Origin of the sequence: Clostridium zeae (genome assembly GCF_017312485.1) — a bacterium.
GTDB lineage: Bacteria > Bacillota > Clostridia > Clostridiales > Clostridiaceae > Clostridium_AR > Clostridium_AR zeae.
Window position 1 is genome coordinate 81517 of sequence record NZ_BMBA01000011.1, and the last position, 25241, is coordinate 106757.

Consider the following 25241-nt stretch of genomic DNA (forward strand, 5'->3'; position numbering starts at 1 on the left):
GTATGAATTATGCGGTAAATTGACTTTAAAAACACTAAAATTCAGAGCTTGTTTTAATATTATAAAGATAATTGGCAAATGTATGAACATGCAAAACTATTGCAATTGTCATCAATGGTTTTCTAATATTGACCCTTTTTCTTTTTTATCTATTCATCTTTTCTCCTTATAAAGTTGATAACCTCTCTTTTAATCTAAATTTATGCACTTTAAAATTATATAAAGCTGCCTCTTCCATTTCTACTCCCATAGCCCTACATCCCATTTTGATGCAGTAATTCTTTCAACTCCAAAAGCAAATGCAACAGCTAATGCTGTGATCATACCTATTGAATCCACATTAATACCCTTCCCCACTCAGTATAGTATCTTGATTGCAGATAATACAGTCAAGTCTCGGTATCATACCTATACCCGCATAAAACAAGATTATATGTTTTTTAGCCTCTCATTTTTAATTTCAAAATTAAAATTTTAGTGGTAGCAATAAAAAGACTGCTACCACTAAATTTTATAGGCTACTAATTTTCTATATGATTTTTATAACATTGATTTAATTTCTCTTATTTTATCAATACTTAAGCCTGTTCCTTGTGCAACAGTTTCTTCACTAATTCCTAACCTTAAAAAGTTTAGTGCAGCTTCCTCTTTTCCTTCAACTTTTCCTTCAGCTATGCCTTCAATTTTCCCTTCTTCTCTTGCTCCTTCTACCATACTTTTTTCATCTAGTATTTGCTTCATTCTAAGTTCAGCAAGTCTTACTGTTTCAGGGTCTCTGCTTAGCATATCTAGTACAGTTATCGCTTTTCTTATTGCTGGTTCTCCCATTTCACTTACCCCCTTTTCTGGTTTAGTTAAAAATGCAAGCCACATATTTAAGCTATTATTAAGTTCTGGATTTTCGTCTAAAAACTTTGGTAACTCTATAAAATGTATCTCTAATATATCTGTAAGTTTTGTCTTTTCTTCATCTTCCCATAAATGATATGTTGTATGGTACTTTTTACTATCAATATAATCAAAATTCAATATATTTATTGTTATAGTCTTATTTAGGTTCTTATAGTTTTCTCCCTTTTTTATCTGATTTGAATATAATCTAGACCAGTAAAAAAGTGTTCTGTTTATCATATTATATCTATTTATAAGTTGTATCTCCACATTAATATGAATACCTTTTTCTGTCACTACTCTTACATCTAAAATTCCTATCTTATCGTCTACAGCTTCAATGTCAGATAACTTAGTATCAACATATTCAACATGCTTTATCTTCTCTTTTTCAGTTCTCTCTAGTAAAGCATTTAAAAAACTTATTAGTATATCTTCATTTTCTGGACTTCCAAATATTTTTTGAAATACCACATCGTTCTTAGGATCTAGAATCATTTTATCATCATAATTAAAACCCATTCTATCACTTCCTTTGTTAATAATATTTTACCAAATTTGATAGTTTTATTCTATAATCAGATATTATTAATTTATAATAGATATATTTGTAGATAATGTATATTTTCTTGGTATCATATCTATCCCCAAACTTCAAAGTCTTGTCATCTATCCAATTTTCTCAAGCCTGAAACTCATTGATATTAGTAGAATTATCATATTATCCCTTCTGCTTACATTCTCTTGATTTTGGATGTAAAACAACATCCTCTCCACTTGTTTTTCAGAGAATACTTCAACTTGCTTTTCTGAACCAAAAGCAACCCTCATCCTGTCTTTTCTAAGGTCTACTACAAATTCATTACAATAATTATTTTTCATTAAAAAGTTATTGAATGATTGAAGACTATTAATTTTCTTATTAATTGTTGCTACCTCATATTGACTTTCAATGAGGTGACTACGAAAACTTGTAATATAGAATCTTTTCAGTTCTCCTTGAAATTTCACTTCCACGCCTTGAAGGTAAACTACAAAACCACCAATGTCTCCTACATAGCTTTCAATAGTTTTGGCACTCTTCCCGTCCTCTTTAAGGTATATTTTGAATTTCTCCACAAAATCTGTTGCCATGCCTATTCCCCTTTCATTTATTTTTAGCCATAACAAAAGAGCTAACGCCCTAAACGTTAGCTCCTGATATTACTATAATTAGAATATATATTTGATACTTCTTTTAATTTTTTAATCTAACTCTCACTGCAGAATTTTAATTATGCAGTGTTTATTTATTGTTTTTATGATTGATATTTATATGATACATTGAAGCTCCCAATATATTCAATTTTATAGAGTTAGTTTACCTAGTATTATGCATTTAGATACTATTCGTTTTCTAACAGATATCCAAAGAAATCTTCATGTAGTGCACAATCATATTTTAACGATTGTCCATTATCCTCATCGATTAAATCAACTTTAAATTTATCTGCCACCTCATCTCCACCGTCAATCATAACTAGTATAGAGTGTATGACTCCTCTTATTACTTCATCTGAAACTTTTCTTAGAGCATCTTTGGCCTCTTTTTCCTCCAATTTGGTGCTTAGTATCTTATACTCGTCTGGGTAATCTGACCAAATCAAGTCAGCATTATCTGCTAAACTTTCTTCTAATGTATTTACCCAATAATCTTTTATTCCTTTTAATCTTTCAAATATGATTTGTTGCTTATCCATTTTATATTTCTCCTTTAAGATTTATATAAATACTTCCTATCCCCTGAATGCGCGATGTAGGTTTAATGTATTTTATATAAATTTTCAAAGTGGTTAAATAACATTATCAATCTTCACTTAATCTTATCATTGTCTTGTATGAAAATAAAAGTCTACAAGTATTATAACTTGTCGACTTTTACTTTTACTTGAATGCTCTATTATACGAAGCTTTCAATATTAAGTCTATATTTTGCAACGACATCGTTCTAAATTAGTTAAAACTGTTAAGACCTGTGTAATTTATATTCTCCTTAAATTAGATATACCATGCATAATAAATATGCAAACAACCAATATTACACATATAAGTATTTTTTTAATTGTCTTCATTTTTTTAAATTTTTCATTAAATGCTACTAGATATATCATAAAAAACGTAATAGCTGACGCTAATACATCTGCTAAAATCGTTAATTTATATGTTTCTAAAAACATATTAATTAATATCATCCAAACAACCTCCTAAAATAATTAAATTAAAATTCATTAATACTAATTTTCAGAGTTTGTTTTAATATTATAAAGATAATTTGCAAATGTATGAACATGTAGAACTATTGCAATAGTCATTAATGGTGTTCCCAATATTTCCGTAACCATAATTCCTATCCTACCAACATAGATATGACCATTATCTAGAAGTTTAGCCATTAAAATTACTACTGCTGAAATAGCTACCACCAAAAACACATCTTTCTTAACGTATTTTGAGTGTTTTCCTGACGATACACTTCTAATATAAGTCTTATCCTTTCTTATGATTCTCATGTAAACCAGAATTATTTCCAATACCACATAGTTTAATATAAGAATAATTTTTACATAAGTTAGACTTGCATTTAAAATTTCAATTAAGTTTAGATAAAACGAAAAGGATAAAATATTACTGAGTATTGTTATCCAAACGTATTTAGCAGTTTTAATAAACTTTTTCTTTAGTCCAATCGATACATTTATTATTGCAATTATAAAAGAAGAAAAAAGAAGAGCCACCGCTAAATAATAATATGATTTATCATTAATTATTATAAGAAAGTTTAATAATGATATTACTGCTAAATGAATTATAGTTAACAGTATTACACTCCTCTTCAAATCATGACTTTCACTTATTGAACCTTTTTCATTTTTATTCATTTATTTTCTCCCCTTATCAAGTTGATAATCTCTCTTTTACTCTAAATCTATCCATTTCAAAATTATATAAAGCTGTCCCTGCCATTCCTACTCCTACTACTCCTAGTCCTACAGCCCATACAGGTGCAGTAATTCCTGCAACTCCAATAACAAATGGAACAGCTACTGCTGCTGCCGCACCTATTGCAACACCTGAAATTGTATCTAGTAGAGTTCCAATAACCCATCGTTTATTAAATTGTCCGTTTGTATCAATAAGATTTGACAGCCCACTCGTAGCCAAACCAATCACACTACCTTTAACATCTTTAAGCGCACTGAAGCCTATACCTTTTAAGCTTGAGTAAGAATCTTTTAAACCTCGTCCCCATGTCCTATATTGGTCAGCATGAACACTAGCAGTTTTATTTACTTTAGTGACATTTCCCTCGCTACCAAGTGCATTTTTTGTGTTCTCTACATTGCTATAATTATCGAAGACTTTCTTTGCTACAGTTGTATTTTGCACATAAATATTATCTCCAAGCACCCCTATCTCTCCACCTTCATTCACAGTACAAAAATGAGGAACAAATCCACTATCATCCTTCATATTTACAGGATTACTCTTGCAATATGCAAACATATTATGTGATAATAGTTCACCAGTTTGTCCAGCTATGCCATCAGCATTAATAAACCTTCCCCACTCAGGATTATAATATCTTGATTGTAGGTAGTACAGTCCAGTCTCGGTATCATACCTATACCCTCTATATCTGTAAGGATTTTTAACTCCTACGGTATCTTTTAGGCTTCCTGTTATAGATATCAGCTTACCCCAAGTGTCATAGGTATAACTAACTACCTGTGTTCCAGACTTATCTATTAACCCTATTATATCACTTTGAGCATTTCTTATATAGAAATATTCTTCTCCATATGATACCATGCTCACAAGGTTGCCACTGGCATCATAATTATACCTTATGCTTGTTCCTTCTTCATTTTCCTCATCAACAACTTTATCTCCTATTAGATAATATGTTGTAGCTACACCATATGAGTATTTTTCTGTTCTTATTCCTTGATCATTGTATTTAAAACTTATATCCCTTCCACTATTTAATGTAATTCCTGCTAACTGTCTTCCTGCCTGCCACCTGAATGTATTTCCATCATAAGTCAATGGATTACCTATTTGATCATAAGTTATTGCTTTTCCATTATATGATGTTAGTTTATCTTTCCAATTATTATCATCATAACCATAATTAATTGTCTTTGTAGAATTTACAATTTCGGTATCAACTACCTGAATATCATCTACAGCCATCCAACTATAAGCACTACTCACAAATCCAACTCTTACTTGTATAGAGGTTACTCCCTGAGGACATGTCCACACTTTTTCTGATCTTCTCCATACTTTATCTGATATCAGTTGCGTATCAAAGCTAACATGATTTCCGTCATTCAATCTTATATAACTTGAATTAGTGAATTGGCTTCCACTTGTTGCTTCCTTATGATAAAAACTTATATTATAAGTTTTTCCTGGAATTACTGGAACATCCTGATTAAAATAAAGATAATTATCAGCAGCTTGTCCATCAATAAAGAAGCATTTATTACCTGTGTGGGGTTTACTATTAGCATCAAATATCGGCCCTACAATTTGATTATAACCTGAAGCATTTCTTGGACCTAAATCTACATTACCAGACTCAAAACCTCCATCATTATATAGATTATTTAGTTCAACTACCTGAACATCATCTACAGCCATCCATGAATAGTCAGTACATGTAAATCCTATTCTTAATTGAATTGAATTTATACCTTCTGGGCATATCCACTGTTTTTCTACCTTTCTCCATGTTTTATCACTTACTAAAGTACCACCTAAGGAAACTTGACTTCCATCATTGAGTTTTATATAACTTGAATCTTTAGCTTGAGTTACACTAGAAGCTTCCTTATGATAATAGCTTATATTATAGATTCTACCTGGTATTACTGAAATACTATTATTAATGTATCCGTAATTATCTCCTGACATACCAGAGATTAATAAACACTTATCGCCAGTATTAGGGGTGCTAGTACCATCAAATATAGGTCCTACAAGCCCGCTACCTCCATTACCTTGATACTGTATTTTACTAGCACCAAATTCAAAACTTCCATCACCGACCAAGTTATTAGTTGGAAGTTCGTTTACCTCAATATCATCTACTGCCATCCAACTATATGCATTATTTACAAATCCAACTCTTACTTGTATTGATGTTATTCCTTGAGGACATGTCCATGATTTTTCTGATTTTCTCCATACTTTATCTGGTATTAATTGTGTATCAAAGCTAATATGATTTCCATCATTCAATCTTATATAGCTAGAATTAGTAAACTGACTAGCAGTCGTTGATTCCTTATGATAAAAGCTTATATTATAGGTTTTTCCTGGAGTTACAGGTACATCTTGATTAAAATAGATATAATTATCTCCAGCTTGACCATCCATAAAAAAACATCTAGTTCCAGTTTGAGGATTGCTGCTGCCATTGTCAAATCCCATACCTACAATTTGACTTAATCCAGATCCTGCCCTTGGACCAAGTGTAACTTTTCCTGATTCAAAACTTCCATCTATGAATAAATCTTTTCCTAAATTTTTATCAGTATATGGAATTATAGTAGTGCCATCAGTATATGGATATTCAGTTTTTGTCAATATATTTCCACCAGTATCATAAGTGTAATTTATAGTCTTATTTAACCCTTTATTATCCTCTCTTACTACTTCATTAAGTTCATTATAATAATACTTAATTATATTCCCACCATCATTTATTGTACTAATATTTCCATTGGCATCATAAGTATAGTATATTCTATTACCATTATTATTTATATCTTGAAGCTTAGAAGTAGCCATTTGGTTGTTTGCAATTTTATAATCATACCAAATATTATATAAACCTGAATTAATTTTCTTATTAGTCAACCTTCCAATTATATCATAGGTATTAGCAACACTACTTCCTGTAAAGGTAGTAGTTTTCGTATTTCTATTATCTTTGTCATATTCATACGAAGTCAAATATGATGAACCATAGTACTGTGATAAAACCTTGCTAATATTATTGTTTAAATCATATTCATATTTTATTAAATTATTTCTACTATCTTTTATCTCAGTCAATCTATCTGATAAGTCATAGGTATATTTATAGTTCACATTGTTAACTATATCTTCACTATACCCAACATTACCATTTGCATCATACTCATATTTGTATTTTGCATCACCATCTACAACCTTAGCAATTACTCTATCTAAGCTATCATAGTTTTGAGAGACTTTATTTCCATTACCATAAGTTGATCCTACAAGTTTGCTAGTTCTTGCCTCATATGTGTTAGTTATAAGATTTTGACTTCCCACGGCCACTGTTGTGTTATTCCCTAAAGAATCATATCCAAAGTTATAACTAAAACCATTATGAGTTATAGATTTTATTTTATCATTATCATAATCATAACTATTTTTGACTAGTGTTCCATCAACATTCTTTGATACACTTTGAAGTCTATCTATATTGTTGTCATAACTATACGAAGTAGTAGTTTGTTTTGCATCAGTTAAGCTATCTAAAGTTCCTTTTGTCTCATTATAATTATAAGTCACGGTATTACCTGTGGCATCTTTTAAACTATTTATATAGTTACCACTTGCAGTATACCCAGCTTCTGATTGAGTAAATATAGTGCTGTCTCCTACTCTTGCAGTTCTGGGATTGCCATTACTATCATACGTAAAATTATAAACTACATTTTCTGCTGTAGTAGCTTTAGTTATATTGTGCTTAGTATCATACTCGTATTTAAACTGTGAGCTTTTTGGATCTGTAGAAGTTATTAAGTTATTACTTCCATCATAATCAAATTTTGAATTCTGATTAGCAAAAGCCTCTGTTGAAACTACATTACCCTTACTATCATATCTAAAGCTTGTACTAAATTGTTCTTTATATAATTGAAGCCCATCAAAATAAGCATTGTTTGAATTCTTATAATAGATAACATAAAAAGCTATTTTATTATAATCATTTTCAGGTACTATCTTTTTGGCAATATACTGCCAATCTAATACCTCTCCTGGCATATCTATTCCATACCAATCATAATTACTATCTGTTGTATGCTGAAAGCCTACACTCAAAGCAAAACTCCTACCTGAGCCTGTAGGCACTGATGCCCCCTTTAGCCATCCTCCTAAAACAAGAGAGTCCCCCTTTTTTCCTGATTGGTTTATAGACTGATATAAAGCCTTTTGTTTATCAGAATTACCTACAATCTTAAAACTTCTATTCCCAATTCCAGCTGGGTATGGTGCTGCTTCCGTCGTGACCGCTTTATCGTTAATATCCAGCTGCCCATTAGAGCTCCAATAGCTTGGTATATCACCGCCGTAAATCAAATTAGAATTTTCTACTAAATTGTATCTATTCGCAACTGAACCTTCTTCCAGCTGTACACAGTCAAAATATACTGTTCCTGTACTATTGAGCATCGATAGAGAAACCCAAATTCCATCTTTAGCATCAACAGGTATTGTAAAATCAAAGCTATATCTTTGCCAATCATTAGTACCATTTATATATTTTCTTATAAATTGACAGATACCATTTGCATCAGTGTACCCTACAAAGAAGCTTGCACCTGCATCATTCTTTACAGGAATACCAACTGTTTTTACATAGGCTGAAAGTGTATACTTTTTTCCCTTTTCAACTGTCAGTGCTTGTTCATAATCTGTACCACCAGCTTCACTCGTGCTATTTATCTTGAGCGATTGGTTCCCTAAGTATTTATCTTCATTTATATAGCCTTTAGAGGAAACATTCCCTCCCCATGCTCCTGGATTCCAACTGTTACCATCCTCAAAATTATGATTCAATAACAGATTAGTAGTAGTTTTTTGTAGCTTAGATTCCGCAGACGTCTTGTTCTTATTACTATTATTAATATCTTCTATATAATCATAATACTTTGCACTTCCATCACTAGCAGTAGCACCAGTTGTATTCCCATAATTATTAAATTGATATTTCGTTTTTCTTCCCTTACTATCTGTAAAATAAGTTATATTTCTACTATACTCAATAGTTTGTTGCTCTCCTAAGGTTCCATCATTATGAGTTTCTAAAATACTCTTAACTCTATAAGGAGCCATATCATAGTATCCATATTTTATTTTATAACCATCAATATTAGTAGTATCAGTCATTCTTTGCAATGAATCATATGCAAAGCTTGATGTTTTAGCATCTGGATAAGTTATGCTTGTAAGCGAGCTTCCAGTATAAGCATAAGTTGTTGTTCTAGATGCTTGATCAACTATCTGTGATAGATTTCCACTACTATTATATTGTAGCGTCACTACCCTGCCTGCCCCATCTGTTATTGATTTAATTTTAGTGCCATCATATGCTATGCTAAGCATATTTCCGTTTGAATCCTTAACATTCACTAATAAACCACTAGTATTAAAATTTAAAAGATTGTCCTTCTTATCTTTAATAGTAAAGGTTCCATCACCATTTTTAGTCAAGGTTAAATTTATACCTGATTCATCTTTGAAGGTTGCAGATGCTGAATCATATTTAAAGTAATGAACTGTACCATCTTCATCTTCATATCTGTAATAATCTACGTTATCTATTTTTTGATAATAACTTACTTTTTGACCATAGTTAAGTCTCCAACCAAGTCCATATCCAATATTCTCATCTTTATTATTACTATTAAATATATGATTTATAGAGATAGGCATCTTATTTCCTGTAGTCGCTACATCACTGTGGATATGAACTAAGTTTCCATTATAATCATTTACATAGCCCGTACCAGCTCTTCCAGCATCCTGAGAATGATATGTCCAGTAATCTTCAAGCCCTGAGTTATTTATATAATTAAAAACTACACTTGGCCTATAAGTTACATAAGCTTCACTTACATCTGAAGACCAAAAAGCTGTATAACCTGCGTTTTCATCGTTATATTTAAGCATAAGACCATTATTAGTTCCAGTGGTATACCATTCTTTTGCTATAGAGGTTATATCCCACATATACCATTGATCTTTATTCAGTACTCCATAATCTACTATCTTTGAATCATATGAAGGTTGACTATTCCATCTGATATTAGGAGCTTCCCAGGCTGAAGTAACCTTATGTACATTGATCTGAGAAAAGGCTCCGCTTGCAGATGTTTCTTTAAGTAGATACATATTTGCATTAGTGATCATATCGCCAGTAGTTAGCTTAGGTAAATTTACAAACTTTATATATGATCTTGTATATCCAACTCCTGGAGTGTTACCCATCCTTAAATATTGATTATTACTTTTATCTGAAGTATCGTTGGAACATACAAAGGTTTCTTTTATATCTTCTTTAGCAATAGATGATGAAATAGGAGGATCTATGGTAACTGGATATTTTCTATCCTTACTATTTAACCATTCACCATTAGGTTGTATAGTTAATATGTACTGATTTTTTGACTGATTTAGCTTTACATCTATGTCCTTACTTTCAGCACCACTAGCATCATACATATACGGTACTTGAATTGAGAAAATTGCTTTTGTCTTATCCTTATCATCATAAAAGACAATGCTCTTGTCCTTTTGCACTTCTGGAATTAAGTTTTTAAAACTCAATTTAAAATCCATTTTAAGATTTTCCACAGGTTTTTCTATGATGATATTTTCTTTCAAGCTATTTCCTAAAAGATCATATCTTAAATCAATATTATCTAAAACCTGCTTATACTCTACTGAGGAACTTGCCTTAGTGTTAACTTTTTTATTTTCATTTTCATTTATAACTTCTTTGACTTTACTTTTTTCAGCTTCGCTTAATTTTTCATATTTCTTATCTTTTTCCACTTTTTCTTCTGATTCTTTTTTTATATCATCTTTAAGCTTTGCCTCATCTACTTTTACTAACTCTGAACTAGACTTTTTTAAAGTATCAAGCCCCCAAGACAGCTCATACTTGTCTTTTTGAACCTTTATAAGCTTCTTATTATTTGCATCCTTTGCAAAAGTGACCTGGAAAGAGTTTTGTTTAGTTTTCAAGGTGTTTTTATCAGTATTTTTACTTTTATCCGAAACAGCTTGTACATTACTTTTTTCAACATTTTCAGTGCTCACTTCAGAGCTTACAGTATTAGCTTTGAATGTATCATCACTGCTCTCCTCTAAGGTATTATCAATTTCCTTCCACTGACCATCTTCAAAATAATGTATCGGAATAGGATATACAGCAGCTTCATAGCTATGGTCTTCCTTCATGAAGTACTTTGTATTCTCATCCCTTTTTCCATTAACTTCCCCTACAATCTTACTTTCTTTTTGAGCATTATCTGCTTCTAAAGCAACCACTTGCTGATCTTCCAACTTTTGTTGTGAACCATTCTGCTGTGTACTACTTTCAATTGGTACACTTGATTCAGCGGCTTTTGTTGTTATTCTAGTTGGTAACGACAACGCTAAAAACGTTATCACTAGAATATTGGATATTGCCTTAAGCTTTCCTTTCATAATTTTCCCCCTTATAAATAGACATCATTTTATGTATCTTAAAGTATTTCTATTGACAATACATAAATTATATATCCCCATTAATTTGAAGTAAACACATATTTACACACTTAAGTATGTATTTACACTTAAATACTTATAATTAACATTTATATAATTCATATTAATACGTGTTTGGTATTGTTATATATTCTTCTTCATTATGTCTTGTATCCTATGAAATCTCTTTCATATGAATAACAAAAAAGACTGCAGTCTCCCACAGTCTTTCCTAATTAACTTATATTAAATTCCAGGCATAAGTTTACTTTTCTATATAGTTTATAACATGCTTCACTACAAGGTTTATGCTTCCGTCACCATTACGTTGTATCTCAAATCTTTGAGGATCATTATAAGCTTCTTCAGTCAGATATAAGTCAATATCCTTATCGATTTTAAGCCTTACTCTTTTAAGCTTTTTCTCTACCCATTGTTTATCTACTGCTATTTCTTCATCTAAACCTTGAGCAGATACAAATTGGTTGAAGCTTTCCTTAGCTTGAGGCTCTTCTTTGAATAGCTCATGTGATAGTTCTTGCACATTTATTGTGTCTTCTTTTAATTTACTTTTAATAGTACTTCTTATCTTCTCAGCTTTATCTGCATCTTCATTCACATTATTTCTCGTCCATGCTTCTGCAGCCTTAACAAAGGTTTTAGTCATATCTCTCTCATTAGTTACAATTGAGCATCCTAAATAATTATTTATAAAGTAATTTGCTCCGTATTCTTCCTCTTCTTTTGACTTCTTTTGCTTATCTATAACCATTAGATTAATTGTATGCTCTTCTCTTAACGGTTTTATAAATGCACACTTTTGAAGCCTAGAGCTGCTTGCAGGAAGCCCTGAAGCCTGTTCTATTATATCAATTCCAATCTTATCTTCGATAAAGTCTATCTTATGAGTAAAATTTCTTACATAATCCATCTTCATAATTGCAAGCATTGGTCCCTGATCTGTTGAAATTGCTACAACTATAAGATCACAGGATGGGATGTTCACATTGCCTTTCATTACAGCAAACATCTGCCTTGCAAGTTCCTTTGAAACAGACACAATATCTGAGTTAATTCCATTTAGATAATCTTGAGAAACTTCTTTTACTATATTTCTTTCTGGATTGAATACTGCATATTTAAGTTCTTCATCCTTAAACGCTCTTTCAATATGCCTGTATAAAAATTTGTATGTATCTTCGTTTAATTCTAACCTATACTCGTTTAATATAGGTTCATCTCCGTTTGTATCCAATATATGAATTACAGCTTCTGCGATACTTATGTCGTTTACGTATTCCATCTACTCACCTCTGGTACTAATTTTTCTTTACCACCTTCGGATTGAATAAAAAGCAAATATTCACAAAGTCTTGATTAGGTACAAAGATAAGCTGAGCTCTATCATTTCCTTCTGTAACTACAGCTACATAAGCTCTATCTTTGTTGCCATCTGGTATTGCAGTTATTACTTTCGAAGGTTTGTTATTTAGCGCCTTATATGCATCACTTTCATAAGGTGCTAAAAGTGAAACTTCCTTCATGTTAAAGGACATTTTCTTCTTTCTAGTTTTTGTTTCATATATAACATCAACATCAACTTCCCCGTTGGTAATTACATATTCAAACTCAAGATAGAAGAATCTTTTCACATAAAAAAGTATACCTGCAATTGCACCAAGTAGCAACCCTAACATAAAGTTTCCGGTAAGTATACTAAGTACCGCAAGCACACCAGTTATGTACATAAGTAGCTTTGCTGCCTTATATTTTGCTACATTTTGTGCTCTGACTAATTGTTCCTTAAATTGATCCATATGACTTCCCCCTCAACCATTGTATTTCATTATAGAATACCTTAATGATATCATTATAGCATAAAATGTAATCCTTTCCGTAAGGATTTTCATTTTAGTTACTTTGACTAAAATAAGTTAAAGTTCTTATATATTTCGTACAATACTGTATATTAATAAAACTGGTGAATTTAAATGTTGAACTTTACAAACACTTTGATAAACTATTATTTAGAGATAATATATGTTTTATATTAAACCATATATATTTTTTATATAACTTAAGGAAACTTGGAGGATATTATGCAAGAATTAGAAACAAGAATTTTAGATATTGATGTTGAAGAAATCAAAAATAAAATGACTGCTCTTGGAGGATATAAAGTTAAAGATGAAGATCAAGTAAATAAAATCTTTGATTTTCCAGATAGAAGACTTTTATCAGCTAAAGGCTACGCTAGAGTTAGAACTATTGACGACAAACTTAATAATAAAATAGTTTATTTCATGACTACCAAAAAGATGTTATCTCAAGAAAAATATAAGGTAATGGAAGAAAACGAGATAATAGTAGACGACGGTGATACCGCTGAAAAATTATTTAATTCTCTAGGACTTACTTTAGTTGAAACTATAAAAAAATCTAGAGAAAGCTATAAATACAAAAACACTTTAGTTGAAATAGATATCAACGATAAAAACTTCTGCCCGTTTCCTTACATAGAGATAGAAACAGCTCACGAAGATGAACTTAAAGAAGTTGTAGAAGCTCTAGGATATACAATGGCAGACACTACCTCAAAGACAATCTACGAAATCCTTGAAGAAAGAGGCCTTGCTAAAGGGGATCAGAAAGGACTTTAAGAAATCATATTAATTTATCTGCGAAGCTCATCAAATAACAGATGTAGTGGTATCTAAATTTCAAGTTGTGTTTAATATTACATATAAAACTTAAGTAGTGATACAGTAGATATTATATGAGCAATCAACTAGAATTAAGTGAGTTATGTAATGTTTTAAAATCTAATTCACGTGCCATTAATATAACTTTTAGTTGCATTAGATGTTATATATTAAATTTAGATGCCACTACAGGAGATACATATGAGCAAGCAGTTATAATTAAATGATTTCTGGAGATAAAGTTGCGTTAAGAAACTGTATTGTCTGAGCGAAGCGAGTTATACAGTTTTAGCAACTTTATAGGAAGAAATCATATTAATTATCTGCGAAGCTCATCAAGTATCGGATGTAGTGGCATCTAAATTTTTACTAACACTAGACAACTAAAAAGGACAGGCAAACGCCTGTCCTTTGATATGTTATAATTAGTTATTGAAATATCTTTCTAGTAAACCCTTGAAAGCTTTTCCATGTCTAGCTTCATCTTTACACATTTCATGAACTGTATCATGTATTGCATCGTAGTTTAATTGTTTAGCTAATGTAGCTAATTCTTTCTTACCAGCAGTTGCGCCATATTCAGCTTCTACTCTAGCTTGAAGATTCTTCTTAGTATCAGCCCATACAACTTCTCCTAATAATTCAGCAAACTTTGCAGCATGTTCAGCTTCTTCGAAAGCTATTCTCTTATATGCTTCAGCAACTTCTGGGAAACCTTCTCTATCAGCTTGTCTGCTCATAGCAAGATACATACCTACTTCTGTACATTCTCCAGTGAAGTTAGCTCTTAAACCTTCTAATACTCTTTCATCAACGCCTTGAGCAACTCCGATTCTGTGCTCATCAGCCCATACTAATTCTCCGCTTTGTTCATTGAATTTTGATGCAGGTGCTCCACATACTGGGCATTTCTCTGGAGCAGCTTCTCCCTCATAAACGTATCCACATATTGTACATATAAATTTCTTCATTTCTAAATCCTCCTCTTAAATCATATATATTAATTTCATTTGATAACTGGTTGTTTCGTTCACAATTCATATTATATAATAGTTATTATTAATTGTAAAGACTTTTTTTAGAAAAATTTTCATTAAATAATACTTTGACCCATTATAATCAGCAAAAATACCGAGGATATTGCTCTACACCCCGGTACCTTTAAGGCTTTCACCATTATATATATTATATTTTTCGATTGAATATTCATGATATCTATTATCAATTGATAAACATTCTATTATTAGGTAATAATAGAATTGCTATTTTCATTATAATTTTGGCATATCTATCTATGGTGGTCTTAAGTAAAATAATTAAACTTATACTATATTTAATATTGCTCTTTAATTTAGTTGCTTGACTCAGGAAAAGTCTTTATAAAGTTCGTTGAATTATCAGAAATAGAACCTTCCAATTTTAGTGTTCATCTTAAAACGCTAACTATTGGCATTTTAATATATTAATACAGAAATTTAGGTGTTGCTACAGGAGATATTATCTGATTGAGCAATTAGAATTAAATGATTTACGGAAATGAAATAGCCTTTAAAAATCACTAAAGAGTAAAACTTTATTGTCTGAACTAAGTGAGTTATAAAGTTTTAGCTATTTCATTGGAGAAGATCATATTAATTCTTTGCGAAAATCAGTGAAATATCGGAGGTAGCAACACCTAAATTTCAACGCACATCTAAAAATACTAATTAATAAACTGCTTTTCTTTGAATTCTTGTGGAGTTATTCCCGTTACACTCTTAAAAGCCTTTGTAAACTGCTTTGAATCAGAATATCCTACAGCTTCGGCAACCTCATAAACCTTAAGTTCTTGCTCTTTTAAAAGCTCCTGAGCTTTTTTAACTCTTATGTTTCTTAAATAATTTATAAAGTTCTCTCCTGTATGCTCTTTAAATACCTGTGAGAAGTAACTATAATTAACAGATACTACATTTGATACCACAGTAAGTGATAGATTTTTAGAATAATTATCATTTATATACTCGATAGCTTTTCCTATAAAACTCTTATCACATAAAGCTCTTCTCATTTCAAAAAGCAGCTCATCAACATAAAGCACTAATTCTTTAAGTTCATAATAAAATTCTCTATAGTTACTAAAATTTAAAATATTGTTTATAAACTCAAGCTTATACTTTAACTCTAGGTTATTAGACAATTGTTGATCTAAATAACTTTTAATATTTTTCAGCAACTTTTCATTACATCTCTCTAGATATACGATACCATGTTTTCTAACAACTTCTTCAGCATATATTAGTTGAAGAAATTCAATTATCTTATCTCGCCTTTTAGTTCCAATTAAATTAATAAGTTTTTCCACGATTTCATTTTGAACAATACTTTTATTTTTATCCAATATATAGTCATAAGTTGTAAGATATCTATTTTCCTTGTATATTAAATTGCTCTTTAAAGCAAGTATAGCATTCTTATACCCTAATTTAAATTGATTAAAATCAGTTAAGTTATTACTTACTCCGCAGCAGTATCCATATTTTTTATTTTCATTAATCCAATTTCTTATATCAGCTATCGCATTAATGTCACTATATATTATATTAAGGTTTCCTTGATTATCAACAAAGGCAGAAACCTTTTCTTCTTGCCGTATAATTGCTTTTAGAAGCTCATCATATTTTTCATTTCTTTCTGTTTCAGTAATCATCATTAAGTCCTTCTTAAACAAAACAGCTAAATAATAAGAACTTTCGTCAATTCCCTGACAAAGCTTTGTTAATTCCTCTTTTACCGTATCATCGTTAAGCCTTTCATTTAATAGTATTATATTAAACCTATTGCTAATTTCATTTATTAACTCAATGCTTTCCTTATTACTATTTTCAATAGCTAGATCATACTCTTTTTCTATCTTTTCAATAGACTCGTATAGTTCATTCTTTTTTATAGGCTTTAATAAGTAATCCTTCGCACCGTATCTCAATGCTTCTACTGCATAATTAAAATCATCGTAACCGCTAAGAATCAATGTTGGAATTCTTATTTCTTCTTTATTTAATCTTTTCAAAAATTCTATTCCATCACAATCAGGCATTCTTATATCAGTAATTACAAAAAATATTTCGTCATTCTTTACTTTATCCAATGCGTCAATCCCATTTGAACATAAAATAGTTTCATATTTATCTTCATATCTTCTTTTAATTATGGATTCAAGTCCATTTCGTATAAACTTTTCATCATCAACTATCAAAACCTTTTTCAAATAGCCTCTCCACCTTACCTTGGTAATTTTAGTATTATCTTTGTAAAATAATCTTTTTTACTGACTATATCGATGCCATAATACTCTCCATAATAAATCTTTATTCTTTCATATACATTTTTCATTCCAAGTCCATGCTTTGTATTTTGTTCACTGCTATTTAAAAACTCTTTTAATTCTATAAGACTAGCCTCATCTATACCACAACCGTTATCTGTAATAGTTATATAGGTGAATTGTTCATCCTCCTTACCATCCACAACTATTGTGCCATCCTCTTTTACAAGTTTCTTACTCAATCCATGTTTCACTGCATTCTCAACTAATGGTTGAAGAGATAACTTAAGCACCTCCTTGTCCATTAATTTTTCATCAATATTTATTCTTAAATTTATGTCGTGCTCAAACCTTATACCCATCAATGCTATATAATTTTTGATATGGTTTATCTCCTCAAACAAAGGTACATAATCCCTATCCCACTTCATGTTATACCTCATCATATCTCCAAGGCTTGCCAAGGAATCTGATACAGTATAGTTCTCTTCTATCTCTGCCATCATTCTTATGTTTTCTAGTGTATTATATAAAAAATGAGCATCTAACTGATTTTTTAAGGCTTTCAATTCAGCTTCTTTAGTTACAGTTTTCTTGTCTATACTATCCTTTATAAGCACATTTATTTTATTTACTAACTGTCTAAAATGGTGGGCTAAAAGACCAATCTCATCATTACTGTAAACAGGTATTTCTACATTTAAGTCTCCCCCACGAACTTTCTTTAGAGATCTTATAATTATATATAGTCTCCTTAGTATTATATTTGTTATGTAGTATATTATTAAAGAAAGCATAACTATAAGAAAAATAGTCCCTATTACGAATAAATTTCTAGTATATTTTATGCTCCCATTCACTTTACCAATGTCTATTATACTAACTAGGTAACAATCTTCTATAGGAGCTGCCTTGTATGCCACAGTGTATTCAGTAAAACCATCTTTATATGAAAATCTACCATTATTACCTTGAGTTTTCTCTTGAAATGCATCAAAGAACTTTGTCTTATTGAATTTGGAGTTTTGCTCAAAAGCATTGTCTTTGTTGCCATACATTTTCCCATTTTTATTTACCAAAAGCATTTCATTGCTATCATCATTTGAATTCTCGTACATCTTTGGGAAGAAATTTTTCGAATCCATATTTATTCTTACTATACCAATATGTTTATCTTCAGGGTATCTTAGCTCTCGATTAAGAGAAACTACTTGCTTAGGATCCCCCTCATTAGTAACTACAGCTTTATTAATATCTCTATCAAAATGATTAATATCCCAATAAACCTTTGTATTATTTTCAAGTGTCTTTTGAAACCACAAATTGTCCTTTATTCTGTTTTCTCTATAAATCAAAGGCCATATCTCATTTACCTTTTCATTATCAGTAAAAATATTTATTCCTTCAATCATGGCATTGTTGTACTGAAGACTTACGATATCCTTATAGGTTGTATTGTTAAATTTCACAAGTTCCTCAGCGCTATACTCTTCAGTTCCCCCTATAAAAGCTAACATCTCTTTATTATTTATTACAATTTGTATGATGTTGCCCATTATGCTCATATTTCTATATATATTCTGATATTCAGCATCTAGCTTATAGTCACTTTGCTTTAATATATCTTCACGATTTCTTTTCTGAATCGTTCCATAAGATATTGATACAACCGCTAGTATAGGTATGGCTATTACACTTATGTAAGAAATAAGAAATTTTTTTATAAGGGTAGTATTGTTAAACTTTTCAATAAGTTTTTTTATCATTCTCTGCCCCCATTTAAAGGTTTTCATTTTTGCACAAAAACCTAGTACTCACCTATTACGCACTTAATCTTCACTGTTTTTATAGGAGATGGTAAATGTTTTTTTCATCTTATTATACCATATTTTTTTCAATATTTGAATTTATTTGAAATTAAATTATGGTGCTGCCTTGAACTTTCATTCAAGACAACACCTTATTATAGTTTACTATTTAACGCCTAATTTCTTCTTGTTAGATTCATATTGTTTTTGTTTGTAATCCATAACCTTATTGAATCCAGCTTCATCTCTCTTCTTCTTGAATTCAGCAAATATGCTATCGAATTCAGCGTCTGACTTAGCCATTAATAACTTAGGAAGTGTAGCACCAAAAAGTTGTTCTATCTTTGTATTTGCTATTCCTTCTGCATTATCTCCAGTTGGTTTAGTATTATCAAATACTGCGTAGCTTACAGTCTTTCCTTTTGTCCAATCTTCCATAGCCTTGATTGGAGCTGATGATGGAGGAGCCCACTTAAGTTGTAGATTAGTATCCATTAACATCCAGTAAGTAAATGATGCACCGTATTTCTTATCGAATGCAGCTCTATCTGAGTTTAATAAATCAAGAACTTCTGGTTTAAATTGTTCTTTTCCGTCTATTGTATCGTAAGTTACACCTTTTTCACCAAGGAATAAATCTTTATTACCTTCTTCACTGATTAGATAGCTTATGAATCTTATAGCTCTCTTCGGATCTTTACAAGCCTTAGATACAAGAGTTACTGTCCAACCACCTAAACTGTCTCCTGAAAGCTTTGATTGTTCTTTCTTAGAGTTTTTAGGTCCATCTACAGCTATATATATTGAGTTAGGATCTTTCTTGTATAATGCTAATTGTTGTGTAGCCATATCTGATCTCTGATATAGCATAGCGAAGTATCTGCCTTGAGCGATCTTTTCTTCCATTTGTGATCTCTTATCAACAAATATGTCTTTTGCTAAAAGTCCCATTTCGTTAGCTTTTCTGAAAGTCTTTAGCCAGTTTATATATTCTGGGTCAGTTTGTCTATCATAGAATTTTCCATCCTTATCCATTGGGATAGATAAGAAGTTTTGAAGATAAGCTTCAAAAGAATAGTTTCCTGTATCTCCAAATTCATGGAAACCTATTGGGATTAGTGGTTGACCATTTACAGTACCAAACTTTTCTTTAGCAGCTTTTAAAGCATTAAGAAATCCTTCTGGAGTTGACATATCTGGCTTTCCTAAAGCTTCATACATGTCTTTTCTTACTAAGAAAGTTTGATTTGATGGTTTAAGATCCTTATATTTATCGAAATCTTTTAAAGATGATGATGCATTTGGATATTCATAAACGTGACCATCTTCTTGTTTGTACCAGTCAAGTTTTTGTTGATCTGCAACTTTAGTAAAGTATAAATCATACTTTTGCGCTAATTCATCTAGTGGAGATACTAATCCACCTTGAATCATAGTCTTAATTGCAGCGTCATTACAATCTAAAGTTAAAATATCTGGAAGTTTACCTGAAGCTATCATAGTATTTACTTTTTCAGCTTCATTACCAGCTGGTGATATTAGATTAAGAGTAACACCAGTTTTCTTAGTTACGTACTTAGAAATAGCATCATCTTGCCATTTCTTAGTAAACCATGAATAGTTTACGTACCAATCAAGAGTTATAGGTGAAGTATCTTCCTTCCAACCTGGTTGGTCTGCAGTTGTAGTGCTAGCTTGCTCAGTTTTATCGTCTTTCTTATTACCACAGCCTGCAAAAAATGCCATACTTATTACAGTTGCTAGACCTATGGTTAAAACCTTAAAAATTTTCTTCTTGACCATACTTAGTCCCCCCTAAGATTATTATATTTATACTAACTTCTGATTAAATTTATTAGGATTTAAATAAGTTAACTTAATGTTAATCAGAAATTGTTAACCCTTTACTGAACCTAAAAGCATTCCTTTTACAAAGTACTTTTGAAGGAATGGATAAACACATACTATTGGGAATGTAGTAACAACCATTGTCGCAAGCTTTATAGTCTGCTGTGTTACTGTGGATACACCTAGAGCTCCTGGCATGTTCGAGCTCATTGCACTTGCACCAGTTTGAGCTACAATCTTATATAAATAAGTTTGTATAGGCTGCAAATCATTGTTGTTTATATATATCATTCCTGTAAAATAGTCATTCCATTGATAAACTCCATGGAATAAAGCTATAGTTGCGATTACTGGAAGTGATATAGGTATTACTACTCTAATGAATATTTTAAAATCTGTAGCTCCATCTATCCTAGCAGCTTCCTCCAACGAAGGTGGAATCTGGCTAAAGAAGGATTTAAAGATAAGCAAGTCATAAAAACTAAATGCTGCTGGTATTATATAAACTAAAAAGTTATCTAACATTCCTAAATTTCTAATAAGTAAGTATAAAGGTATCAAACCACCACTAAAAAATAGTGTTATTAGTCCTAAAGTTGTATATATACTTCTTCCAACTAAACTCTTTTTTGAAAGCGCATAAGCTACCATTGCTGTAAAGAAAACATGTACTACAGTTCCTATTACAGTCTTAGCTACAGTTACACCTAACGCTTTTATGATTCCTGCATTACTAAATACTGCTTTATAATTATCTAGCGTAAACTTTCTTGGCCACCAGTAGATTCCTCCAAGCATAGCATCTTGCCCTTCATTAAAAGAATTTACTAATGTATACCAAATTGGATATATAGTTATAAAGCAAATTACTATCATAATAAGGATATTTATAGTATCAAATATCGCTTCGCCTTTAGTACGGCGTTTTAAAAAATTTATTTTCATACCTTGCTCCTCCTAGAATAATGATGTATCATTCATCTTTTTGCTTACAAAATTAGCAGACCATAAAAGCATAAATGCTATTACTGATTTAAACAATCCTACTGCTGTTGCATAAGAGAATCTTGCTTGTTGTAAACCCATTCTATAAACATATACATCTAAAACGTCACTAGCACTAGCATTTAATTGGTTCTTTAAAACCATTATTTGATCAAAATTAGTGTTTAAAAGTCCAGATACTGCAAGTATAAATAGTAGTGCTATAGTAGGCTTTATGCAAGGTAAAGTTATACTTATCATCTTTCTAATTCTTCCAGCACCATCAGTGGTTGCTGCTTCATACAGCTCGGGATCTACCCCTGCTATTGCCGCAAGATATATTATAGCTGACCAACCCAATTCTTTCCACAACTCTGATATTACTGATATCTGCCAAAAATACTTTGGTTCCCCAAGGTAGGTAATCGGCTCTTTTATTATGTGTAAACTCGTTAATATTGTATTGAGTATCCCTACATCTGAAAGCCAGTTCATCATTATTCCACCTAAGATTACCCATGACAAAAAGTGTGGAAGGTATGATATAGTTTGTACAAATTTTTTGAACTTTATAGATGTAAGCTCATTTAGCATCAATGCAAATATTATCGGTAATGGAAAACATACTATAAGTTTAAATATGCTGATACCTAGTGTATTTTTCATTACATTCATGAAATTCTCATCAGCTAAAAACTCTTTAAAGTATTGAAGTCCTACCCATGGTGCTTCTGATATAGGTTTAGTAATATTGTACTTTTTAAAAGCAATTACTACCCCATACATTGGTATGTAGGAAAATATAATCATCCATATAACTCCAAGCCACGCCATGACTTGCAGCTGCTTTTGATTCTTAAACTTTAGTTTCATCTTGTCAAACTTTTCTTTGAATGGTACGTTGTTTTTTGATTTATTTATTGCTACGGCTGTTCCTCGTTCCTGCATCCTTTTTCCCCCTTACTGCAACGTTTACAAGTATTATTTTACAACGCTTCGAACGTTTACATAAGTAATCGTTTTTTGTTTTTGGTGTCATTTTTTTGGTTTGTTTTTATAAGTTATTACTATTTTAATATTTCTTTATTCTTTAACTTGTATTATGTTTTAAGTCTATTCCGCATACTTATTAACAGATCTCATTGAATTATAAATTTTAAAAGAATAAAAAAATAGTAACTTAAATTTAAAAGTTACTATTTTGAACATAGTTACAATATTATTAATTATCTGATGCTCTAAAGATAAAACACCTAAGCTTTACATGGGTTATGATAAGTTTAAATTCTATTTATTGCTTAGCTGCTGAAATTATACTACTATTAGAATCTACTATTTTAAGGTTATTTTCTTTAATTAACTTTAATGATGCATCATTATTATCTAAAAATAGAATGCTGTATTTATCTGTATTTAAGAATTCCTTTATACCACCACTTTTTGCTTTTCCATCTTTGAAAAGTTCTAAAGCAAATACATTTCTTTGGTTCCAATCCGTACCTTCAACTTGAGTCGGTCTATAAACATAAGAAGTATACTTATCCAAAGATATGTTGCTATCTCTTAGATAATTTTCAAACACATCTATCGGTTCAGTCCTAATATAATTTAATAACTTATATTCATATAATCCTGCTGTCGATGCAATAATTAAGCACAATATAATAGGGTATACACTTTTTCTAAAGCTTTGAATACTATACTCAGCCATACATCCTATCAACAATGCTAATGGTGGATATATAGGGAATATATACCACGCTAATTTTGTTTTGGCAATTGAAAATAAAATCAGTGGTAGCACTACCCATATTATCAATCCTATATACTCATTAAGGTTGTCTTTAATAGCATATCGTATATTTCTTGATATTATTAATATAAACAGAAGTAATATAAAAACAGCAATATACCATCTATAATACACAACCAAATCTAAAATATAATCATACCAAGGGCCTGTATGTCCCTCTATTGGTGAGTTAGTTCTAGAAAGTAAATCATAGCTTATCATATCATGAATAAATTTAAAACCATCATATCTTATTCTTATAAGTGCCCATACAAGAATAGGTCCAAAGCTGCATCCAATGAATATAAGCCATTGTCTCCAATTAAATTTTAAAATTAGTTTTGTAATTATTAAATATAATCCAACAATAGCAACTATAGCCATAGTATGCCAACTCTTAGCTAAGAATGCTAATGAAAAGGCTAGTCCAGTTACATATATGTAATTCTTCTTATAATATGAATTTATTGCCGCTATAATTGAAATTGTAAATAGCAGAACATAGATTGAATCCGCATCTCCACTTCTTGCCCCATGAAACTGTAAAAAATGTATTGAAGTGGCCATAACCCCAGCTGATACTAGTGATGCAATTCTTCCGAATCTCTTGTATGAGAAAACTGCTACAATAATTATAGTTAAAAAGGCACTGAAAACTGACATAGCTCTAAATCCTATTAGATTATATCCAAATATCTTAAATCCCAAAATTATTCCCCAGTAACTTAGTGGTGGTTTTAAGTTATAGTAGTCATTTTCATAATTAAAAGTATTTAATATATAATTATTATTTTTAAGCATTTCATAAGCATTAACTCCGTGTCTAGCCTCATCCCAATCTTTTATAGGCTCTACTCCTAGTCTAAATACTAAGTTAAAAACAGTTATAGCTAAGATTATCAGTAACAAAACGTAGTAGTACTTATATAAAATTTCTTTTAGCTTATTCCCCTTAATAGAAAGACTGTCCCTGTTGTTCATATCATTTTCCTCCAAAATTATACGTTCAAATATGTACATATATAATATAGTACATAATAAGTACTTCTTACAATGATTAACTATCTTATACAGTAAAAAAGCCGCTGAAGCGCTCTTCTTCAGTGAACTTTTTTAACGCATCTGCCTTTCCGAATGCATATGAGGAAAACTTGGCAGGCGAATAAGTTTTATTTTTTTACTGTATTGCCATAAAAAACTTGCAAAAACATTGAGATATCTAGGTTTAGCTAGCTTAAAAATTTTATACTTTCATATACAGTAAAAAAAGCATGAACCAATGTGTATGCTCTTTTAAACTTTTTAACCAAACCTTAACTTGTAAAATTTTACACATAATTTTGATTATAAACCATATC

Annotated in this window: 16 protein-coding genes; 1 reads left to right on the top strand and 15 read right to left on the bottom strand. The window is 30.8% G+C overall.

Annotated features, from left to right (window positions below):
- Positions 1 to 540 precede the first annotated feature (540 nt).
- The 8 genes from J3477_RS24605 to J3477_RS24640 form a co-directional block, all read right to left on the bottom strand.
- Positions 541 to 1413: an Rpn family recombination-promoting nuclease/putative transposase gene (locus tag J3477_RS24605; protein ID WP_206872880.1), complete on the bottom strand. Its 873-nt coding sequence runs from the start codon at positions 1411 to 1413 to the stop codon at positions 541 to 543.
- 147 nt (positions 1414 to 1560) lie between these two features.
- Complete coding sequence (locus J3477_RS24610) at positions 1561 to 2025, bottom strand: site-specific integrase (protein WP_206872881.1); 465 nt, start codon at positions 2023 to 2025, stop codon at positions 1561 to 1563.
- 251 nt (positions 2026 to 2276) lie between these two features.
- Positions 2277 to 2630 carry a histidine kinase gene (locus J3477_RS24615; protein WP_206872882.1) on the bottom strand — a complete coding sequence of 118 codons (354 nt, stop codon included), beginning with the start codon at positions 2628 to 2630 and terminating at the stop codon, positions 2277 to 2279.
- 282 nt (positions 2631 to 2912) lie between these two features.
- Complete coding sequence (locus tag J3477_RS24620; RefSeq protein ID WP_206872883.1) at positions 2913 to 3122, bottom strand: hypothetical protein; 210 nt, start codon at positions 3120 to 3122, stop codon at positions 2913 to 2915.
- Positions 3123 to 3164: 42 nt separating this feature from the next.
- A complete protein-coding gene (locus tag J3477_RS24625) occupies positions 3165 to 3809 on the bottom strand; it encodes a hypothetical protein (protein WP_206872884.1) in 645 nt (214 codons plus the stop codon).
- Positions 3810 to 3825: 16 nt separating this feature from the next.
- Complete coding sequence (locus J3477_RS24630; RefSeq protein WP_206872885.1) at positions 3826 to 11409, bottom strand: carbohydrate binding domain-containing protein; 7584 nt, start codon at positions 11407 to 11409, stop codon at positions 3826 to 3828.
- A 304-nt stretch (positions 11410 to 11713) separates the two neighbouring features.
- Entirely contained in the window at positions 11714 to 12751 is a 1038-nt protein-coding gene (locus J3477_RS24635; protein ID WP_206872886.1) for a nucleoid-associated protein, read from the bottom strand.
- Between the two features lie 16 nt (positions 12752 to 12767).
- Positions 12768 to 13265 carry a DUF6106 family protein gene (locus J3477_RS24640; RefSeq protein WP_206872887.1) on the bottom strand — a complete coding sequence of 166 codons (498 nt, stop codon included), beginning with the start codon at positions 13263 to 13265 and terminating at the stop codon, positions 12768 to 12770.
- 282 nt (positions 13266 to 13547) lie between these two features.
- On the opposite strand from J3477_RS24640, the gene J3477_RS24645 reads away from it, so the two are divergent.
- The gene (locus tag J3477_RS24645; RefSeq protein WP_206872888.1) at positions 13548 to 14108 is read left to right on the top strand and encodes a class IV adenylate cyclase; all 561 of its coding nucleotides are present in this window, start codon (positions 13548 to 13550) and stop codon (positions 14106 to 14108) included.
- Positions 14109 to 14575: 467 nt separating this feature from the next.
- Here the strand turns inward: J3477_RS24645 and J3477_RS24650 are convergent, their stop codons facing one another.
- From J3477_RS24650 to J3477_RS24680, 7 genes are all read right to left on the bottom strand, one after another.
- A complete protein-coding gene (locus tag J3477_RS24650; protein WP_206872889.1) occupies positions 14576 to 15121 on the bottom strand; it encodes an NADH peroxidase in 546 nt (181 codons plus the stop codon).
- 731 nt (positions 15122 to 15852) lie between these two features.
- Positions 15853 to 17394, bottom strand: a complete 1542-nt coding sequence (locus J3477_RS24655; RefSeq protein WP_206872890.1) for a response regulator transcription factor — start codon at positions 17392 to 17394, stop codon at positions 15853 to 15855.
- Between the two features lie 14 nt (positions 17395 to 17408).
- Positions 17409 to 19217 carry a sensor histidine kinase gene (locus tag J3477_RS24660; RefSeq protein WP_206872891.1) on the bottom strand — a complete coding sequence of 603 codons (1809 nt, stop codon included), beginning with the start codon at positions 19215 to 19217 and terminating at the stop codon, positions 17409 to 17411.
- A gap of 207 nt (positions 19218 to 19424) precedes the next feature.
- Positions 19425 to 21062 (bottom strand): type 2 periplasmic-binding domain-containing protein, encoded by a 1638-nt coding sequence (locus J3477_RS24665; RefSeq protein WP_206872892.1) that lies wholly within the window; start codon positions 21060 to 21062, stop codon positions 19425 to 19427.
- Between the two features lie 93 nt (positions 21063 to 21155).
- The gene (locus J3477_RS24670) at positions 21156 to 22052 is read right to left on the bottom strand and encodes a carbohydrate ABC transporter permease (RefSeq protein WP_206872893.1); all 897 of its coding nucleotides are present in this window, start codon (positions 22050 to 22052) and stop codon (positions 21156 to 21158) included.
- Between the two features lie 12 nt (positions 22053 to 22064).
- Complete coding sequence (locus J3477_RS24675) at positions 22065 to 23039, bottom strand: ABC transporter permease (protein ID WP_228731362.1); 975 nt, start codon at positions 23037 to 23039, stop codon at positions 22065 to 22067.
- A gap of 343 nt (positions 23040 to 23382) precedes the next feature.
- Entirely contained in the window at positions 23383 to 24864 is a 1482-nt protein-coding gene (locus J3477_RS24680; RefSeq protein WP_206872894.1) for an ArnT family glycosyltransferase, read from the bottom strand.
- Between the last annotated feature and the right edge of the window lie 377 nt (positions 24865 to 25241).